General features: G+C 64.8%; 14 protein-coding genes. 9 read left to right on the top strand and 5 right to left on the bottom strand.

Annotation, left to right across the window (positions count from 1 at the left end; all coding sequences use genetic code 11):
- Window positions 1–3 precede the first annotated feature (3 nt).
- Window positions 4–2631: a DNA mismatch repair protein MutS gene (gene mutS, locus P1M51_RS12290; RefSeq protein WP_276245469.1), complete on the bottom strand. Its 2628-nt coding sequence runs from the start codon at window positions 2629–2631 to the stop codon at window positions 4–6.
- Window positions 2632–2931: 300 nt separating this feature from the next.
- Here mutS and P1M51_RS12285 point away from each other — a divergent pair, with 300 nt between their 5' ends.
- Window positions 2932–3354: a low molecular weight phosphatase family protein gene (locus P1M51_RS12285; protein WP_276245468.1), complete on the top strand. Its 423-nt coding sequence runs from the start codon at window positions 2932–2934 to the stop codon at window positions 3352–3354.
- Here the strand turns inward: P1M51_RS12285 and thiD are convergent.
- From thiD to P1M51_RS12270, 3 genes are read right to left on the bottom strand one after another with little or no spacing between them, the layout of a single operon-like run.
- Window positions 3351–4709 (bottom strand): bifunctional hydroxymethylpyrimidine kinase/phosphomethylpyrimidine kinase, encoded by a 1359-nt coding sequence (gene thiD, locus P1M51_RS12280; protein ID WP_276245467.1) that lies wholly within the window; start codon window positions 4707–4709, stop codon window positions 3351–3353. The genes P1M51_RS12285 and thiD overlap by 4 nt on opposite strands.
- Window positions 4706–5734 carry an AIR synthase family protein gene (locus P1M51_RS12275; protein WP_276245466.1) on the bottom strand — a complete coding sequence of 343 codons (1029 nt, stop codon included), beginning with the start codon at window positions 5732–5734 and terminating at the stop codon, window positions 4706–4708. Before P1M51_RS12275 ends, thiD begins: the two co-directional genes overlap by 4 nt.
- A 49-nt stretch (window positions 5735–5783) precedes the next feature.
- Entirely contained in the window at window positions 5784–6794 is a 1011-nt protein-coding gene (locus P1M51_RS12270) for an AIR synthase family protein (protein WP_276245465.1), read from the bottom strand.
- Window positions 6795–6930: 136 nt separating this feature from the next.
- Between P1M51_RS12270 and P1M51_RS12265 the strand changes: the two genes are divergently transcribed.
- Complete coding sequence (locus P1M51_RS12265; RefSeq protein ID WP_276245464.1) at window positions 6931–7926, top strand: bile acid:sodium symporter family protein; 996 nt, start codon at window positions 6931–6933, stop codon at window positions 7924–7926.
- On the opposite strand, the gene P1M51_RS12260 is transcribed toward P1M51_RS12265, so the two are convergent.
- The gene (locus P1M51_RS12260) at window positions 7883–9835 is read right to left on the bottom strand and encodes a copper-translocating P-type ATPase (protein WP_369685106.1); all 1953 of its coding nucleotides are present in this window, start codon (window positions 9833–9835) and stop codon (window positions 7883–7885) included. The two genes, P1M51_RS12265 and P1M51_RS12260, sit on opposite strands and share 44 nt — an antisense overlap.
- A 441-nt stretch (window positions 9836–10276) precedes the next feature.
- On the opposite strand from P1M51_RS12260, the gene P1M51_RS12255 reads away from it, so the two are divergent.
- The 7 genes from P1M51_RS12255 to P1M51_RS12225 all read left to right on the top strand — a co-directional run bounded on the left by P1M51_RS12255 (window position 10277) and on the right by P1M51_RS12225 (window position 16474).
- The gene (locus P1M51_RS12255; RefSeq protein ID WP_276245463.1) at window positions 10277–10648 is read left to right on the top strand and encodes an SHOCT domain-containing protein; all 372 of its coding nucleotides are present in this window, start codon (window positions 10277–10279) and stop codon (window positions 10646–10648) included.
- Window positions 10649–10800: 152 nt separating this feature from the next.
- Window positions 10801–12129 carry a permease gene (locus P1M51_RS12250; RefSeq protein WP_276245462.1) on the top strand — a complete coding sequence of 443 codons (1329 nt, stop codon included), beginning with the start codon at window positions 10801–10803 and terminating at the stop codon, window positions 12127–12129.
- A 68-nt stretch (window positions 12130–12197) separates the two neighbouring features.
- Window positions 12198–12827: a DsbA family protein gene (locus tag P1M51_RS12245; RefSeq protein WP_276274537.1), complete on the top strand. Its 630-nt coding sequence runs from the start codon at window positions 12198–12200 to the stop codon at window positions 12825–12827.
- A 42-nt stretch (window positions 12828–12869) separates the two neighbouring features.
- Window positions 12870–13487, top strand: a complete 618-nt coding sequence (locus P1M51_RS12240; protein ID WP_276245460.1) for a heme-binding protein — start codon at window positions 12870–12872, stop codon at window positions 13485–13487.
- Between the two features lie 46 nt (window positions 13488–13533).
- Window positions 13534–14280 (top strand): SDR family oxidoreductase, encoded by a 747-nt coding sequence (locus tag P1M51_RS12235; protein ID WP_276245459.1) that lies wholly within the window; start codon window positions 13534–13536, stop codon window positions 14278–14280.
- Window positions 14280–15332: an S-adenosylmethionine:tRNA ribosyltransferase-isomerase gene (locus tag P1M51_RS12230; RefSeq protein WP_276245458.1), complete on the top strand. Its 1053-nt coding sequence runs from the start codon at window positions 14280–14282 to the stop codon at window positions 15330–15332. Before P1M51_RS12235 ends, P1M51_RS12230 begins: the two co-directional genes overlap by 1 nt.
- Window positions 15333–15373: 41 nt before the next feature.
- Window positions 15374–16474, top strand: a complete 1101-nt coding sequence (locus P1M51_RS12225; RefSeq protein ID WP_276245457.1) for a Xaa-Pro peptidase family protein — start codon at window positions 15374–15376, stop codon at window positions 16472–16474.
- Window positions 16475–16523: the final 49 nt, after the last annotated feature.

Raw genomic sequence — 16523 nt, 5'->3', positions numbered from 1 at the left:
TGTTCATTTTTCGAGTGAATCCTGCCACTGCTGGACCTTCGCCATCAGTTCGACCGGCGAAATCGAGTTCACGTCGATTCCACCCAGTTCGTCGAGCACTGCTTTCGCGGCGGGGTCGAGCGATTCCTGGTCCGGCACGTCACTCCCCGAGTTGTCGTCGGACTCGCGCAACTGCCCCGACCCGAGGTCGAAGACGACCTGTTTCGTCCCGCTCGCACTCCCGCGAACGTCGATGGCCCTGTCCGTCCGCAGTCGGGAGAGCACGTCGTCCGCCCTGCTCACGACGGGGCGCGGGACGCCGGCCAGTTCCGCGACGTGAACCCCGTAGGAGCGGTCTGCGGCCCCCTCGCGTATCGTCCGGAGGAAGGTCACATCGCCGTCGCGCTCGTCCGCCCCCATGTGGACGTTGTGGACGCCCGGAAGCCGACCCGCGAGACTCGTGAGTTCGTGGTAGTGGGTCGCAAAGAGCGTCTTGGCCGAGATCTCGTTCACGAGGTATTCCGTGGCCGCCCACGCGATGGAGATGCCGTCGTAGGTTGCAGTTCCGCGACCCACTTCGTCCAGGATGACCAGCGAATTTTCGGACGCGGAGTGGAGAATATTGGCCAACTCCTGCATCTCGACCATGAACGTCGAACGCCCTTGCGCGAGTTCGTCGAGCGCCCCGACGCGGGTGAAGATGGCATCGACGAGACCGATGCGGGCGGCTTTCGCGGGTACGTAACTCCCCACCTGCGCCAGTAGGACGATGAGCGCCACCTGTCGCATGTAGGTGGATTTCCCGCTCATGTTCGGTCCGGTGACGATGAGGAACGACCGCTCGTCGTCCAACATCGCGTCGTTTGGCACGAACTCCGTGGTCTGTTCGACGACGGGGTGGCGACCCGCCTCGATGTCCACCGGCCCGTGGTCAGCAAGTTCGGGGCGCACCCAGCGATGCTTCGCGGCGTGGGCGGCGAAACTCGCGAGCACGTCCACCTCGGCGAGGGCGCGACCCACGTCCTGCAACAGGGCGGCCTCGGCGGCAACTTCAGCGCGAAGGTCCTGAAACAGTTCGTACTCCAGTTCGCCGCGCTGTTCTTCGACCTGCAAGATGTCGCGCTCTTTCTCCTCTAACTCGGGAATCGTGTACCGTTTCGAGTTCTTGAGCGTCTTGATTTCGCGGTACGCGTCTGGCACCTTCTCGACCTGTGACTTGCCGACCTGAATGTAGTAGCCGTCCGTCCGGTTGCGGTCTACCTGCAAGTGAGAGATGCCGTACTTCGACTTCTCCCGCCCGGCGAGCGTCTCGATCCAGTCTAAGGCGTCGTCGTGGCGCTCGATGAGCCGGTCGAGTTCGTCGTCGTAGCCGTACCGGAACAGGCCGCCCTGCGTTACCGTCGCCGGTGGGTCGTCTGCGAGTGCGTCGTCGAGGGCGTCGTGGAGGCCCGCTGCGGCCTCGCGGTCGGGGTTCGCCACGATGCTCGCCAGTGGCGAGTCGGAGAGCGTCGGGTCGGCGTCGATTGCGTCTGCGAGGTCGGGGAGCAACGCGAGCGTATCCCGCACCTGCAACAGTTGACTCGCACCAACACTCCCGGACGCGGCGCGACTTGCGAGGCGTTCGACGTCGTAGGCATCGCCGAGCACGTCTCGAATCTCTTCGCGCGCGAGAGCGGTTTCGGCGAGCGCGGCGACGCTCTGCTGGCGGACTTCGAGGACCTGCGTCGAGCGTCGCGGGCGCTGGAGCCACGATTTGAGCAGGCGACCGCCCGGACTGGTTACGGTGTGGTCCAGCGTCTCGAACAGCGACTGGCCGCCCCGACCCATCGTCTCCGCGAGTTCGAGGTTGCGCTGGGTTGTCGAGTCGAGTTCGACGTGGTCGTCGGCCCGGTAGGGGTGCAGTCGCGTCATCGACTGGAGGACGCCGACGCCAGATTCGTCGACGTAAGCGAGCACCGCTCCGGCCGCCTGAATCGCGGCTTCTGCCTCTTCCAAGCCGACGCTCGCGAGTGCTTCGTCGCCGAACTGCGCGGCGACGGTGTGGCGGGCGCGGCCCGGCGCGAACGCGTCTGCCGCGTGCAACGAGAGGGAAGCGTCGGTTCGCGAACGCAGGTCGGAGAGGAACGTCTCGTCGCCCCGAACCTCGGGACCGGGGAGAATTTCGGCGGGCGCGAAGCGGTAGAGTTCGGTCAGCGCGGCGTCTGCATCTTCGACTTCCGTGGCGTGGAAGTGACCCGTGGTCACGTCCGCGAACGCCAGCCCGTAGGCGTCGTCACCGCGAACCACTGCGGCGAGGTACTGGGCGTCAGCCGAGGTGGTTTCGAGGAGCGTTCCGGGGGTGACGACGCGGACGATTTCGCGGGCGAGGCCGCCGTCTTCGGTGTCGTACTGGTCTGCGACGGCCACGCGATAGCCGCGTTCGACGAGGGCTTTGAGGTACGGGGTCAGTTCTTTGAGCGGGACGCCGGCCATCGGATACGAAGAACCGTGGCTGGACTTCTGTGAGACTTTTAAGTCGAGTTCCTCGCCGACGAGTTCGGCGTCGTCCGCGAAGAATTCGTAGAAGTCGCCACACTGCATCGCGAGAATATCGGCATCCGTAGACTCCTTGAGCGAGAGAAATTCGCCGACGATGCCCGTCGCCTCAGTCATACTCTCACCTCTCCGCGAGGGAGTGTAAAACGCTGTGGGTTCGCCCGGACACCGCGTTTCGGGGAGTCGTATTGCGGGCTCTGTACGACTCTATAGGTTTCATAGCGAGTTATTTAGCCCCGTTATCGAAACGTGCAGATGACGTACGAGTCAGACAGGCATCAGACACAGCCCACGAACCAGTCAATCCAGAGGCAGTTGCTGTCATACCAACTACCATCCGTCACCCACCGGGGCTGCGTACGTCACCCTCCTGCTTTCAGTCACGATAATCAACCAGCAGTCCCTACACAACTTCCAATGACCGCCACCGACTCCACCCGAATCGCCTTCGTCTGCGTCCAGAACGCCGGGCGCAGCCAGATGGCCATGGCCTTCGCCGAACGCGAACGCGGCCGCCGCAACGCCGACCATATCGACCTGCTCACCGGCGGCACGAACCCCGCAGAGCGCGTCCACGAGAACGTCGCCGAGTCGATGGCCGAACTCGGCATCGACATCACGGGTCGGGACCCCCACGAAGTCACGCCCGACGACCTGGCCGAGTACGACTACGTCATCACGATGGGCTGTGACGCGAACGACGTCTGCCCCTTCGGCTGGGGCGGCGAGAGTCGCGACTGGGACCTAGATGACCCGCACGGAAAATCGCCAGAGGAAGTCCGCGAGATTCGCGACGAGATCGAGCGGCGCGTCGTGGCGCTGTTCGACGAACTCGCCTAATCGAGCGCACCCAGTAACTCGAACGCCCTCTCTGCAAGCGTCTCCGCGTCTTCTGCAACCAGTTTCACGATTGGCTCCTTGCCGACTTCGCCGCGGTCGATGACCGCTACCGGGGTCTCGCCCGCACCGCCAAAGGCCCGGCGTGCGCCCCACCCCATCGTGTTGCCCTCTCGTGCTTTCACGTCCTCGGGTTCGACGCTCCGGTCGAACTCCGCGAGCGGCCACTCCAGTTCCGAAAGTGCGGCTTCCACCTCGTCGTCGAACCGACAGTTGACCGCGAATCTGAGGTTCGGGACGCTTTCCCGCGCGCCAAGCAGGAACCGGGCGACGTGGCTCGACGCGCCGAAGCGCACGCCCCGATTCGGTTTCACGCCCGAGAGCGTGCGAGTGATGCGTCCTTCGACTGCCGCCGTCTCGGAGACGGCCTCCGCGAAGGGCGTCGCGCCGACGACGTTCATGCCGATTTCGGGGACCAGCGCGCTCACGTCGCGGGCGACGAACTGCTCGACAATCCCCTCCACGGCCTCCGCCGTCTCCTCGCGGGCGGCGCGGTTTCGCAGGTCGACGAGGTGGTGGACCGCGCCCGGACCCTCCCCAACATCGAGTGGATACCGCACCGCTCGCGTCATGAAGGAGACGCCCGCCCCGACGGCGTCGGTGAGCGGGTCGCCGTGGGCGAGTCTGGTGGCGATGGCGCTTGACAGCGTGCACCCCGAACCGTGGGTCGCGTCCGTCTCGACGCGCGGGTGGGTGAATCTCGTCACTTCGTCTGCCACGAGCACGTCAACGACGGTGGCTCCCGAGAGGTGGCCGCCTTTCACGAGCGCGGCGTCCGCGCCCATCTCGACCAGTCGCTCGCCTGCCTCGATTGCGTCTGCTGCTGTCTCGATTTCGACGCCGGTGAGGACCGTCGCCTCGTCCGCGTTTGGCGTGACGAGCGTCGCCTGTGCGACCAATTGCTCGTAGGCCGACTCCGCCGCAGATTCGAGCAGCCGGTCCCCAGAGGTGGCGACCATTACGGGGTCCACGACGAGTGGGGCGTCGAAGTCGGCCAGTCGGTCGGCCACGGCTTCGACGACCTCGGCGGTCCCGAGCATTCCCGTCTTTACCACGCGCACGTCGAAGTCCGAAACGACGGCGTCGTACTGCGCTTCGATTTCTGCGACGGGGAGGGTGTACGAACTTGTCACCCCCTGTGTGTTCTGGGCGGTTACGCTCGTCACGACGCTCGTGGCGAATGCGCCGTGGGCTTCCATGGTTTTGATGTCCGCTTGAATCCCTGCCCCGCCGCCCGAATCGCTCCCCGCGATGGTCAGGCACACGGGTGGCGAGACGGGGGAAGCTCGCCGGGTCATTCTGCCTCCTGCAGTTTGCCCATGTACTCCTCGAACGCGCCCCAGAACGGGTCCACGCCGGGGTGGTCGGTCGGTTCGCCGTCGACGACGAGGCCGGAGTCTGCGACCACTTCGCCGACTTCCGCGGCTGGAATCCCCTCGGCGTCGAGCGCGGCGAGCACGTCGTCTACGCCCTCTGGCTGGACTGTTGCGAGCAGCGTCCCCTCGCTGATGGAGTGCCACAGTTCGATGTCGAAGAAGTCGCAGGTCTCACGGACGCCCGGCAGGATGGGCACGGCGTCGGTCTCCATCTCGATGCCGACGCCGGCGGCACGGGCGATTTCGTAGAGGCCGCCGAAGATGCCACACTCGGTTGCATCGTGCATCGCGGTGACAGGCCCGGCGGCCGCGGCGACGAGAGCATCCTGGACCGGACTCATGTCGTAGAAGCGGTCTTTGGCGGCCTCGATTGTGTCTGCGTCCAGCTCGTCGACCATGAGCGACTCGAATTGAATCGAGAGCAGGCCGGTCGCTTCGACGGCTGGGCCTTTCGTGACGATGACTTTGTCACCGACCTGCGCGCCGTCCGGCCGGACGAGGTCGTCGTACTCACCGACGGCGATGGCGGTCGCGCCGCCGACCATCGGGTAGTTGCATCCGGCGTAGCGCGCAGTGTGCCCGGTCACGACGCTCACGCCGAGTTCCTTGGCCTCCGCGTCGAACGTCTCCCAGACCGTCGCGAACTGCTCGTCGGTAATCTCCGACGGGAGGTTGAAGTCGATGGAGAGGTGCGTCGGGGTCATCCCCGAGACGGCCACGTCGCTCATCAGGATGTGGAATGCGAACCACGCCGCGCGTTCGAAGCCGAGCGACGGCATGAGGAACACGGGGTCAGTCGCGAGGGCGACCGCCTTCCCGCCGACGTCGATGACGCCGAAGTCGACGCCGTGTTGGGGCGACAGCGTCTCGTCGTCGCGGGTGGCGCCCAGATTCGGATAGATGTACTCCTCGAAGAACTCCCGGTCTACTTTACCCAGTTCTGCCATACCTCGAATTACAACTGGGTGCTATTAGTTGGTAGTGGTGTCGGCGACGTTAGCGGTCTTCGGCGTATTTCGCGTAGACGGCCCACGACGGGTCCACGTCGGGATGCTCGATACGCTCGCCGGCTGCGTACACGCCCTCGCCTTCGGTGACCGTTCCGGCCTCCGCGACGAGGATGTCTTCGGCTTCGAGGGCGGCGACGACGCGGGCCACGGCTCCGGGTTCGACGGTCAGGAGGAGCGTCCCACAACTCGTCGAGGCCCACGGGTCCATGTCCAGATACGCGCAGGTTTCTGCCACGCCAGGGAGCATCGGCACCGCGTCGGGGTCGAAGTCGATGCGCACCCCTGCTCCGCGGGCCAGTTCCACGAGACCACCGTGAATCCCACCTTCGGTGGCGTCGTGCATCGCGGTGACGCCGCCCGCCGCTCCGGCGACGAGCGCGTCCCGAACGACGCTCGTGTCTTCGAGGCGTGCTCGCGCCTGTTCGAGTGTCTCGTCGTCCAGGTTCATCTGGTCGCCGAACAGGCTGGTGAGCAGGCCAACCGCTTCGGCGGCCGGACCTTTCGTGACGAGGAGGTTGTCGCCCGGGTTCGCTCCGTCGGGCCGGACGAGGTCTGTGTGGTCGCCGACGCCGAACACGGTCGCCGCGCCCACCCACGGGTACTCGATGCCCGAGTACCGGGCGGTGTGGCCGGTGACGATGCTGATGCCGAGTTCGCGACACTCGGCGTCGATGGTCTCCCAGATGGTCGCGAACTGCTCGTCGGTAATCTCCGGCGGCAGGGAAAACGAGATGGCGAGATGCGAGGGGGCGATTCCGGACACGGCCACGTCCGCGAGAACGATGTGGAGGGCGAAGCGAGCGGCCTGTTCGAAGCCGAGCTGCGGAAGAATCGAGATGGGGTCGGTGGCGACGACGAGTGCCTCTCCGCCCACGTCGAGCACGCCGAAATCGACGCCGTGTTTCGGGCCGAGAGTCACGTCGTCGCGGGCTGCCCCCAGATGCGGGTAAATGAGGGCGTCGAAGAAGGCGCGGTCCACCTTGCCGAGGTCGGTCATACGCAAAAGTGTGGGTGTGTCGGGTAAAAGCCGTGCTGATGGCGTTGCCGAAACCGATACACATAACCTGTCGATTCGATTGATATACGCGCATGACAGAACATGACATTACTCGGGCACGCCGGAGCGAGTCACGATGAGCGCCCTCGGCGCGGTTCGCCGGGTAAGCGACCTCGCGAGCCGATACTTCGTCGTCTGGGTGCTCCTGTTTTCGGCAATTGCACTCCTCGAACCGGGCCTGTTCACGTGGATTGCAGAGCGCGGCCTCATCTCCCCGGGTCTCGGCCTCATCATGCTCGGAATGGGTCTCACGCTTCGTCCCGCCGACTTCCGCCGGCTTGCCGCAGAACCGCGTGACGTCGCCATCGGCGCAGTCGCCCAGTGGATTGTGATGCCACTCGCCGCCTATGGCCTGACCATCGCCCTCCAGTTGCCCACGGAACTCGCCATCGGCGTCATCCTCGTCGGCGCGGCCCCCGGCGGCACGGCCTCGAACGTGATGGCCTATCTCGGAAAGGGCGACGTCGCGCTCTCGGTCGCCATCACGACGGTGACGACGCTCGCCGCACCCATCGTCATGCCCGCATGGGTCGTCTTCCTCGCAGGCGAGACGCTGAACGTCACGTTCATGGACCTCTTCGTGAGCATCGTCCAAATCGTGTTCATCCCCGTCGTCGTCGGGTTCTGGGTTCGCTTCCTTCTAGACGAGTACGCGCCGGCCGCCGCCGAGGTCGGCCTCGACGTGTTCCCGCTCGTGAGCGTCGCCACCATCGTCGCCATCGTCGCGGCCGTGGTCGGCCTGAACGTCGAAAACATCCTCACCGCGGGCGCGGCGGTGCTCGTCGCCGTCGTCGCCCACAACGCCATCGGTCTCAGCGCAGGGTACGGCGTTGGCAGACTCTCGGGGATGGCTGAAGACCGGGTTCGGACGACCACCTTCGAAGTGGGCCTCCAGAACAGCGGCCTCGCCGTCGCGCTCGCCACCGCCTTCTTCAGCCCGACGGCGGCGCTCGTCCCGGCGCTGTTCAGCGTCTGGCACAACGTCACTGGGCCGGCGCTTGCGAGTTACTTCTCGCGTGAAGAGTCGGTCACGACGGGGTCAACGCGACCCCACGGAGCCGGCGAGCGTTGACGGCCACGATAATCGTCGAGACGGACATGAACACCGCGCCGATGGCGGGTGAGAGCAAGATTCCAATCGGAGCGAGCACGCCCGCCGCGAGCGGGAGTGCAACGACGTTGTAACCCGTCGCCCAGACGAGGTTCTCCTGCATCTTGCGGTAACTCGCACGCGAGAGCTCGACGAGTCGCACCACGTCGACCGGGTCGTTCTCGACGAGGACGATGTCGCCGGACTCGATTGCCACGTCCGTGCCGGAGCCGATGGCGATGCCGACGTCGGCACGGGCAAGGGCCGGTGCGTCGTTGACGCCGTCGCCGACCATCGCGACGCGTTTGCCCGCCGCCTGTAACTGGCCGATTTTTGCGTCTTTCTCGTCGGGGAGTACCTCCGCAAAATACTGGTCGATGCCGAGGTCTGTGGCGACCGCGCGCGCCACGTCCTCGCTGTCGCCGGTCAACATGGCGACCTCGATGTCCATCGCGTGGAGGGCATCGACGGCCCGTCTGCTCTCTTCGCGAACGACGTCAGCGAGCGCGAAGGCGGCGACGATAGCCGTTTCGTTCTCGACGAGATAGACGACGGTCTGGGCGTTTTCCCCGGCCTCCGCGGCGAACGCGCGGATGGAACCCGACGGTTCGATGCCAAGGTGTGTCAGGAGGTTCGGGCCACCGAGGTGGACGACTGCCCCGTCTACGGTGGCGCGGACGCCGAGCCCACGGAGGTTCTCGAAGTCGGAGACGGTGACGCCGACCAGTCCGCGGTCGGTCGCCGCCGCTCGAATCGCCCGAGCGATCATGTGTTCTGAGTCGCCCTCGACGCCCGCCCCAACAGTGAGCGCCCGCGTTTCGTCCCACCCCGATTCGGTTTTGACGCCGACCACTCCCTGTTGACCCTTCGTCAGCGTTCCCGTCTTGTCGAAGACCACGACATCCAGATTCCGCGCTTCCTCCATCGCCTTGCGATTGCGAACGAGAATCCCGTTTCGGGCGGCGGTCGAGGTATTGATCGCGACGACGAGCGGCACGGCGAGGCCGAGGGCGTGAGGACAGGCGATGACAAGCACCGTCACTACCCGCTCTAACACGTCGATGGAGAATCCAGTCGCAAGCACCCACGCGACGGCGGTGAACGCCGCCACAGCGAGAGCGATGTAAAACAGCCACCCCGCCGCCCGGTCTGCGAGCAGTTGTGTCTGGGACGTAGAGCGTTGGGCTTCGTCGACGAGGCGCATAATGCCTGCAAGGGCCGTGTCGTCGCCCGTCTTCGTCACTCGAACGCGAAGGCTGCCGTCCTGATTGACGGTTCCCGCAACGACGTCGCTTTCGGCCTCCTTATCCACCGGTTTCGATTCGCCTGTAATCATCGACTCGTCTACGGACGAAGCCCCTTCGACCACCATCCCGTCAGCGGGGATGCTTGCGCCCGGTCTGACGAGGACAACGTCGCCTTCTGTCAGCGTCGCGACGGGGACTTCCTCCGTCCCACCGTTCGCGGTGACGCGCTCTGCGGTATCGGGCAGGAGTTTCGCCAGTTCGTCGAGCGCGCCCGAGGCCTGTCGCACCGAACGCATTTCGAGCCAATGACCGAGCAACATGATGTCGATGAGGGTGACGAGTTCCCAGAAAAAGGGCGTGGTTCCGGGCAGGACCAGACTCACAATCGAGTAACCGAACGCGACCGTAATCGCGAGCGAGATGAGTAGCATCATCCCCGGTTCGCGATTATCGACCTCGGTCCGGGCCATCCGCAGGAAGGGAACGCCACCGTAGGCGAAGACGACGACCGAAAGGACCGGCGTTATCAGCGAACTGCCCAGAAACACTGGCGCCGCGTACCCGAGGGTATCCTGGATGAACTCGCTCCAGAAGACGACCGGAACCGAGAGGACGAGTGACACGAGGAATCGGCGGCGGAACATCGCCTCGTGACCGGTGTGGTCTGTGTGGGCACGCTGGGCAGTGTGCATGGCCGGTCCTGCGTGCCCTCCGTGGCCGGCAGGCCGTCCGTCTCGCTCGACCACGTTGTGCCCGTGCGCTCCGTGACTGGCGTTCCCCTCGGGGCCGAACGACTCCGCATCGGTCCCGGGTGCCGAAGTGTTACCCATGGTGTATATTTGTCGCGTCGTTTCATCCCCTTGCCGCCTTCTTCACTGCGGGCTGAACCAGCAATGGAAAGTCGGCCGACGCTACGGGCGACGACGAACCGGCACGAAACCGTGGGTCGGGTCTCGCGTATCGACTTTCGATTTCAATGCCGAAGGGGCGAAAAACCGTGGTTTCTGAGGGAAAAACGTATTCAAGCAGTCTCGCATATCTCTACGTGTGGTATTGTCTACAATTAACAATACGTGAGTGCGATAATGACGACATCAACAACGGACCGACGAGTGGGCTCGATTGTACTCGTCATCCTCGGCGCGCTCCTCCTCTTCCCGATTCTCTTCGTGGGATTCGGCATGATGGGCTTCGGGTCGATGATGGGCGGGTTCTGGGGTGGTGGCTTCGGGATGGGAAGCGGGGCGATTCCCGGATGGATGCTCGCGGTAGCGTTCGTCGGTCAACTCCTGTTTCTCGCCGCCATCGTCGCCGGCGGCTATCTGCTCGTGCGGTCGATATCGAACAGTGGAACCGATTCCGCGCTCGACGAATTACGACTCGCGTACGCACGCGGCGACCTGACCGACGAGGAGTACGAGACGCGAAAACACCGCCTCGAAGCCGATTCGAGGTGATTTGACGGCGTTCGCGCTCGTCGAACCGGATTTGCCATCGCCAGTTGTTCTCCGGCTCCGGTTTGGAAACCAAACCGAATGCCGTCCTGTGTTTCGGTTTCCAAGCCACAATCGCATTAGAGTCCGCTCCCGTTTGTTTAGACGAGAGACTCATGGACCGCTGGGAGTACGCCCTATTAACGACGATCGCACTGGCCGTGGTCGGAATTGGCGTTGCGACCACGAATCAACCACTCTCCACGTTCTTCGTCGAGAGCGCGACGACGGCCGCCACGACCACCGTCGCGATGGCGTGGATTACCTGGTGGGCGCTCGTCCTCGGGTTCGCCATCGCTGGCGGTGTCGAGGCGTGGGTCGATTCCGACGACATCGCCGACCTCATGTCCGGGCACGGACCACGAGACATCGGCGCGGCGACGTTCTTCGGGTTCGTCTCGTCTTCGTGCTCCTACAGCGCCATCGCGACCGCGAAGAACCTCTTCAAGAAGGGGGCTTCGGCGGCCGCCGCGCTCGGCGCGTTCATGTTCGCCTCCACCAACCTCGTCATCGAAATCGGGGCCGTCATCTGGATTCTGCTGGGGTGGGAATTCCTGCTCGCTGACTTCCTCGGTGGCTTCCTGCTCATCGGCCTGATGACCGTCGGGTTCGTCTACCTCGTCCCGGACGAGGTCATCGACCAGGCCCGCGAGAACGCCCAGCGCGACGGCGAGCCCACCGCAGAGGACCCCGTCTGTGGTATGGAGGTGAACCCCGAAGAAACGGATTATCACATACAGCACGACGGCACGACCTACCACTTCTGCTCGCAGTCGTGCAAGGAAAGTTTCGACCCCGAGGAAGCGAACACGACCATCGTCGAACAGGCCACCTCGAAAGCGGGCTGGAAAGCCCTCGCCGACAAGCAGTGGAAGGAGTGGGCCATGCTCTGGGACGAAATCGCTATCGGGTTCGTCTTCGCCGGCCTCATCGCCGGATTCATCCCACAGACCGTCTGGACGAGTCTCTTCTCGGGCGGTGCGAGCGGCGCTCCCGTCTTCATCGTCTGGACGGCCGCCCTCGGGGCCATCGTCGGCGTCGCGACGTTCGTCTGTTCGGTCGGGAACGTGCCGTTCGGAACCGTCCTCTGGACGAACGGCCTGCCGTTCGGGTCGGTGCTCTCGTACATCTACGCGGACCTCATCGTCCCGCCGATTATGGACGCCTACCGCGAGTACTACGGGACGAAATTCGCCGCCATGCTCTCGGGGATGATCTTCCTCGCGGCGGTACTCGTGGGCGTGGTCATCCACTTCCTGTTCCTCGGACTGGGCCTCATCCCAGACCCCTCGACCGCACAGGTCGCCGAGGTGAAAATCGAGATGAACTACAAACTCGTTTTGAACGTCCTGGCGACTGTCGTCTTCATCGCCCTCTACTGGCTGCATACCCGCGAATCGGCCGGCGAGGACGCTCCTGGCGGAATGGTGCACTCCACGGACTGAACACGGTCGTCCGCGGCAAGTACACACCCGACCAACTGCCTTTTGTTTCGTCGCCCAAGTAAGGCCATATGAGCGATTCCGAATCCGACCAGATTACCGTGTTCTCGGACTACGTCTGTCCGTTTTGCTACCTCGGCCGACACTCCCTCTCGAAGTACCAGGAAACTCGTGAGGAGCCACTCGACGTCGACTGGCATCCGTTCGACCTCCGCAGCCAAAAGCGCAACCCGGACGGCACCATCGACTTCTCGGTCGACGACGGCAAGGACGAAGACTACTACGCCCAGGCCAAGGAGAACGTCCGCCGCCTGCAGGAAAAGTACGACGTCGAGATGACCCTCGACCTCGCGACGGACATCGATTCCCTCGATGCACAAGTCGCCTCCTTCTACGTCAAACAGGAGTATCCCGAGCAGTGGCTGGACTTCGACGAGGCCATCTTCACCGCGCTCTGGCAGGACGGTCGGGACATCGGTGACCGGGAGGTTCTCTTCGAGCTCGCCGAAGCTTCGGGCATCGACCCCGAGGAAATCGAACTCGCGCTCGACGACGAAACGCTCCGTGAGCAGGTGTTCGAAAAGTTCAGTGAGGCTCACGAGTACGGCGTCACGGGCGTCCCGACGTTCGCCTACGACGGCTACGCCGCCCGCGGTGCGGTGCCGCCCGAGCAACTCGACCGACTCGTCGAAGGCGTCTGATTCGCCACCGGTACTTATCGCCTCTCGGGGCTTACATCGTTCGTGAATCGCACGGCCAAATTCGCGGCGGCCACGACGGCCGGTCTCCTCGCCATCTGGGCAGCGTGGGGACTCTACAACAAACGGGCTGCAGACCGCATCCCCTACACCATACGCAGCACCGTAGACGGGGTAGAACTCAGGGAGTACCCCGAGGTCATCGTCGCGGAGACGAGAGCCCCAAACGAAAACGTCGCGTTCCGCCGGCTGTTTGAGTACATCTCCGGCGAGAACGAGGGCGCGTCGAAGATTTCGATGACTGCGCCCGTGCGGACCCACGGCGGGAAGATTTCGATGACCGCACCGGTTCGCACCGTCACCGACGAAGCGCAGGTCACGATGGGCTTTTTCTTGCCACGCGAATACACCCCCGCAGCGGTGCCGAAACCCACGAACCCGACCGTCTCGCTCGTCGTGGAGGTGCCCCGAACGCTTGCAGTGCGGTCGTTTGGCTGGTACGCCACCGACGACCGCATCGAACGCGAGAAACGCGCCCTGCTTCGGACGCTCACGGACAACGAAATTATTGTGAAAGGCGACCCCTACGTCCTCCAGTACGACGCGCCGTGGACGCCCCCGTTCATGCGGCGAAACGAGGTCGCCGTCGAAATCGCCCCGTAACTCGTCACTGCGCGCACCTTTTCCGCATTGACAGAGTATCTCTTGCATGGATTCGACGACAGCGAGTGGCGACGCGCGCCTCGCCCTGGTCACCGGCGCGAGCAAGGGTCTTGGCAAGGTAGTGGCGACCTTCCTCGCCGGGCATGGCTACGACCTGTTGCTCACCGCGAGGACGGCGGCCGACCTGACCGAGACGGCCCGCGACATCGAGGCGATGGGTTTCGAGGGACCAGTCGAAACGGTCGTCGGCGACGTGACCGACCTCGCCCACCGCGACGCGTTACGCAAGTACGTAGACGAACGCGGCGGCCTCGACCTGCTCGTGAACAACGCCTCGACGCTCGGACCGTCTCCGCTTCCGCCGCTCGCCGAGTATCCCCTCGCTGACCTCGAAGCCGTCTTCGAGACGAACGCGGTCGCCCCGCTCGCGCTAATTCAGGCGCTCCTTCCGGCGCTCGCCGCGCGGTCAGGACTCGTCGTGAACATTACGAGCGACGCGGGCGTGGAGGGCTATCCCGGGTGGGGTGGCTACGGTGCGAGCAAAGCGGCGCTCGAACTCCTGAGCAAGACACTGGCCGCGGAACTCGAAGGCGAGGTCGGCGTCGTCATCGTAGACCCCGGCGATATGCGAACCGACATGCACCAGCAGGCGTACCCCGGCGAGGACATCACGGACCGTCCGCTGCCAGACATTACGCTCCCGTTCTGGGGCTGGTTGCTCGGGCAGGACCCGCTCGCAATCAACGGGCGACGCTTCCAGGCGCAGGCGGACTACTGGGAGGCCGCGCCGTGATGCAACTGACCGACCTGCAGTTCGAACGCCCGCAAGCCTTGCAGGCGACCGAACCGCCAGAGGAACGAGGGCTCGAACGCGACGAAGTGCGCTTACTCGTGAGCGAAGGCGGGAGCCACCACCACGACCGGTTCCTTCATCTCGCCGACGCCCTCCGTCCGGGCGACCTGCTCATCGTCAACCAGAGTGCGACGATTCCAGCCACCCTCCCAGCGACCGGTCCGGACGGCGCGTTCATCCTCAACCTGTGTACCGACTACGGACACGGCCTCTGGCTCACTGAGCCACGACGAAGCGCGAGCGAACCCGGCCCGCTCTCCCTCTCACCGGGCGACCGACTCGAAGTTGCGGGCCTCCACGGTCGGGTCGTCTCCGTATTCCCGAACATTCCACGACTCACGTTCGTCCGCATAGCCGGCGACGTGGGAGCGGCGATGGCGACGCACGGCTCGCCCATCCGGTACGGCTACCTCGACCGCGCGTTTCCGCTTTCGGCCTACCAGACGTACTTCGCCACGACGCCGGGGAGCGCGGAGATGCCCTCGGCCGCCCGGCCGTTCACCGCCCGCGTCGTGGACCGTCTCCGCGCCCGCGGGGTGGGTATCGCGACGCTCACTCTCCACACCGGCGTGTCGAGTCTGGAGGTCGAAGCCGACCAGTGCGAACTCGGCTGCCGGGAGGACGCCTGCCTCCCCCTCTATCCCGAACCGTTCTCGGTTCCCGCCGCGACGGCGCGAGCGATTTCGGCCACGAAAGCGCGCGGGGGTCGAGTCGTCGCCGTCGGGACCACCGTCGTCCGCGCCGTCGAAACCGCGTGGGATGGCGAACAGGTCCGGGCGACCGGTGGATTCACCCGTCGGTTCATCTCACCCGATAGCGGGGTTCACGTCGTCGATGGCCTACTGACCGGGCTTCACGACCCCCAGACGACCCACCTCGCAATGCTCTACGCGATTGCGGGACGCGAGCGCATCATGGACGGATACCGAGAAGCCATAGACGAGGGCTACCTCTGGCACGAATTCGGCGACTCACACCTCATCCTCGCCTGAGCGGTGGATAGCCCTTTGACCCTGCCGCGAAAACGGTTCGTATGAACGCATTCGAGCGACGCACCCGTGCCTGTCAGGAGGCGCTCGCCGCCGCCGACGCGGACGCTGTCGTCTGTTTTCCCGGCGAGAACATGTACTATCTCTCGGGGTTTCACGACGAACCGATGGAGCGTCACCTCTTCTTGTTCGTAGCCCGCGAGGGCGACCCCATCTTCGTCGCGCCCGAACTGTACGAAGCGCAGATTCGAGACGCCTCGTGGGTCGAAGACGTGCGAACCTGGGCCGACGGCGACGACCCGCGCCGCCTCGTCGAGAACGTCCTCATCGACCTCGACATCGTGGCCGGAAATCTCTTCGTGGACGACCAGCTGTGGGCGCAGTTCACCCAGGACCTCGAAGCCGCCGCACCGACGGCCACATTCGGCCTCGCGAGCGAAGCCCTCGCCCCGCTCCGAATACGCAAAGACGAGACCGAACTGGCCGCGATGCGCAGAGCGGCCGCCATCGCGGACGACGTGTGCGAGCGCATCAGGGCCATGGGCGAGGAGGCAATCGGCATGACCGAGGCCGAACTCGCCCGACACATCGAGACTCTGTGTAGCGACGCCGGCGCGGACGCGCTCTCCTTCGACGTCATCGTCGGGTCGGGACCGAACGGGGCGAAGCCCCACCACCGCCACAGCGATCGAGAAATCGAGGCGGGCGACCCCGTCGTCCTCGACTTCGGCGTGTTCTGCGACCACTACCCGAGCGACCAGACGCGCACTGTCGTGTTCGCGGGCGACCCGCCAGACGGGTTCGAGGACGCCTTCGACGCGGTGAACGCGGCCCAGGAAGCCGCCGTGCAAGCGGTCGAACCCGGTGTGAAAGCGGAGCGCATCGACCAGGTTGCCCGCGACATCATCACGGAAGCGGGATACGGCGAGCAGTTCATCCACCGGACGGGTCACGGTGTCGGCCTCGACGTTCACGAGGACCCCTATATCGTCGCCGGCAACGAGATGGAACTCGAACCCGGCATGGTGTTCAGCGTCGAACCCGGCGTCTACCGCTCGAACGAATTCGGCATTCGCATCGAGGACCTCGTCGTGGTCACCGAAAACGGCCACGAACGCCTCAATCACTCACCGCGCCACTACTGACCTGGCGACCGACGGCCCAACCCGAGCATCTTTTTGACGCTGAAGGCGA

This window comes from Haladaptatus sp. QDMS2 (assembly GCF_029338295.1).
GTDB lineage: Archaea > Halobacteriota > Halobacteria > Halobacteriales > Halococcaceae > QDMS2.
This window is presented reverse-complemented; position numbering and strand designations above follow the sequence as displayed.

Bases quoted from the DNA above. Each gene is read 5' to 3' on its own strand.
- mutS (WP_276245469.1), bottom strand. From the start codon at position 2,631: ATGACTGAGGCGACGGGCATCGTCGGCGAATTTCTCTCGCTCAAGGAG.
- P1M51_RS12285 (WP_276245468.1), top strand. From the start codon at position 2,932: ATGACCGCCACCGACTCCACCCGAATCGCCTTCGTCTGCGTCCAGAAC.
- thiD (WP_276245467.1), bottom strand. From the start codon at position 4,709: ATGACCCGGCGAGCTTCCCCCGTCTCGCCACCCGTGTGCCTGACCATC.
- P1M51_RS12275 (WP_276245466.1), bottom strand. From the start codon at position 5,734: ATGGCAGAACTGGGTAAAGTAGACCGGGAGTTCTTCGAGGAGTACATC.
- P1M51_RS12270 (WP_276245465.1), bottom strand. From the start codon at position 6,794: ATGACCGACCTCGGCAAGGTGGACCGCGCCTTCTTCGACGCCCTCATT.
- P1M51_RS12265 (WP_276245464.1), top strand. From the start codon at position 6,931: ATGAGCGCCCTCGGCGCGGTTCGCCGGGTAAGCGACCTCGCGAGCCGA.
- P1M51_RS12260 (WP_369685106.1), bottom strand. From the start codon at position 9,835: ATGTTCCGCCGCCGATTCCTCGTGTCACTCGTCCTCTCGGTTCCGGTC.
- P1M51_RS12255 (WP_276245463.1), top strand. From the start codon at position 10,277: ATGACGACATCAACAACGGACCGACGAGTGGGCTCGATTGTACTCGTC.
- P1M51_RS12250 (WP_276245462.1), top strand. From the start codon at position 10,801: ATGGACCGCTGGGAGTACGCCCTATTAACGACGATCGCACTGGCCGTG.
- P1M51_RS12245 (WP_276274537.1), top strand. From the start codon at position 12,198: ATGAGCGATTCCGAATCCGACCAGATTACCGTGTTCTCGGACTACGTC.
- P1M51_RS12235 (WP_276245459.1), top strand. From the start codon at position 13,534: ATGGATTCGACGACAGCGAGTGGCGACGCGCGCCTCGCCCTGGTCACC.
- P1M51_RS12230 (WP_276245458.1), top strand. From the start codon at position 14,280: ATGCAACTGACCGACCTGCAGTTCGAACGCCCGCAAGCCTTGCAGGCG.
- P1M51_RS12225 (WP_276245457.1), top strand. From the start codon at position 15,374: ATGAACGCATTCGAGCGACGCACCCGTGCCTGTCAGGAGGCGCTCGCC.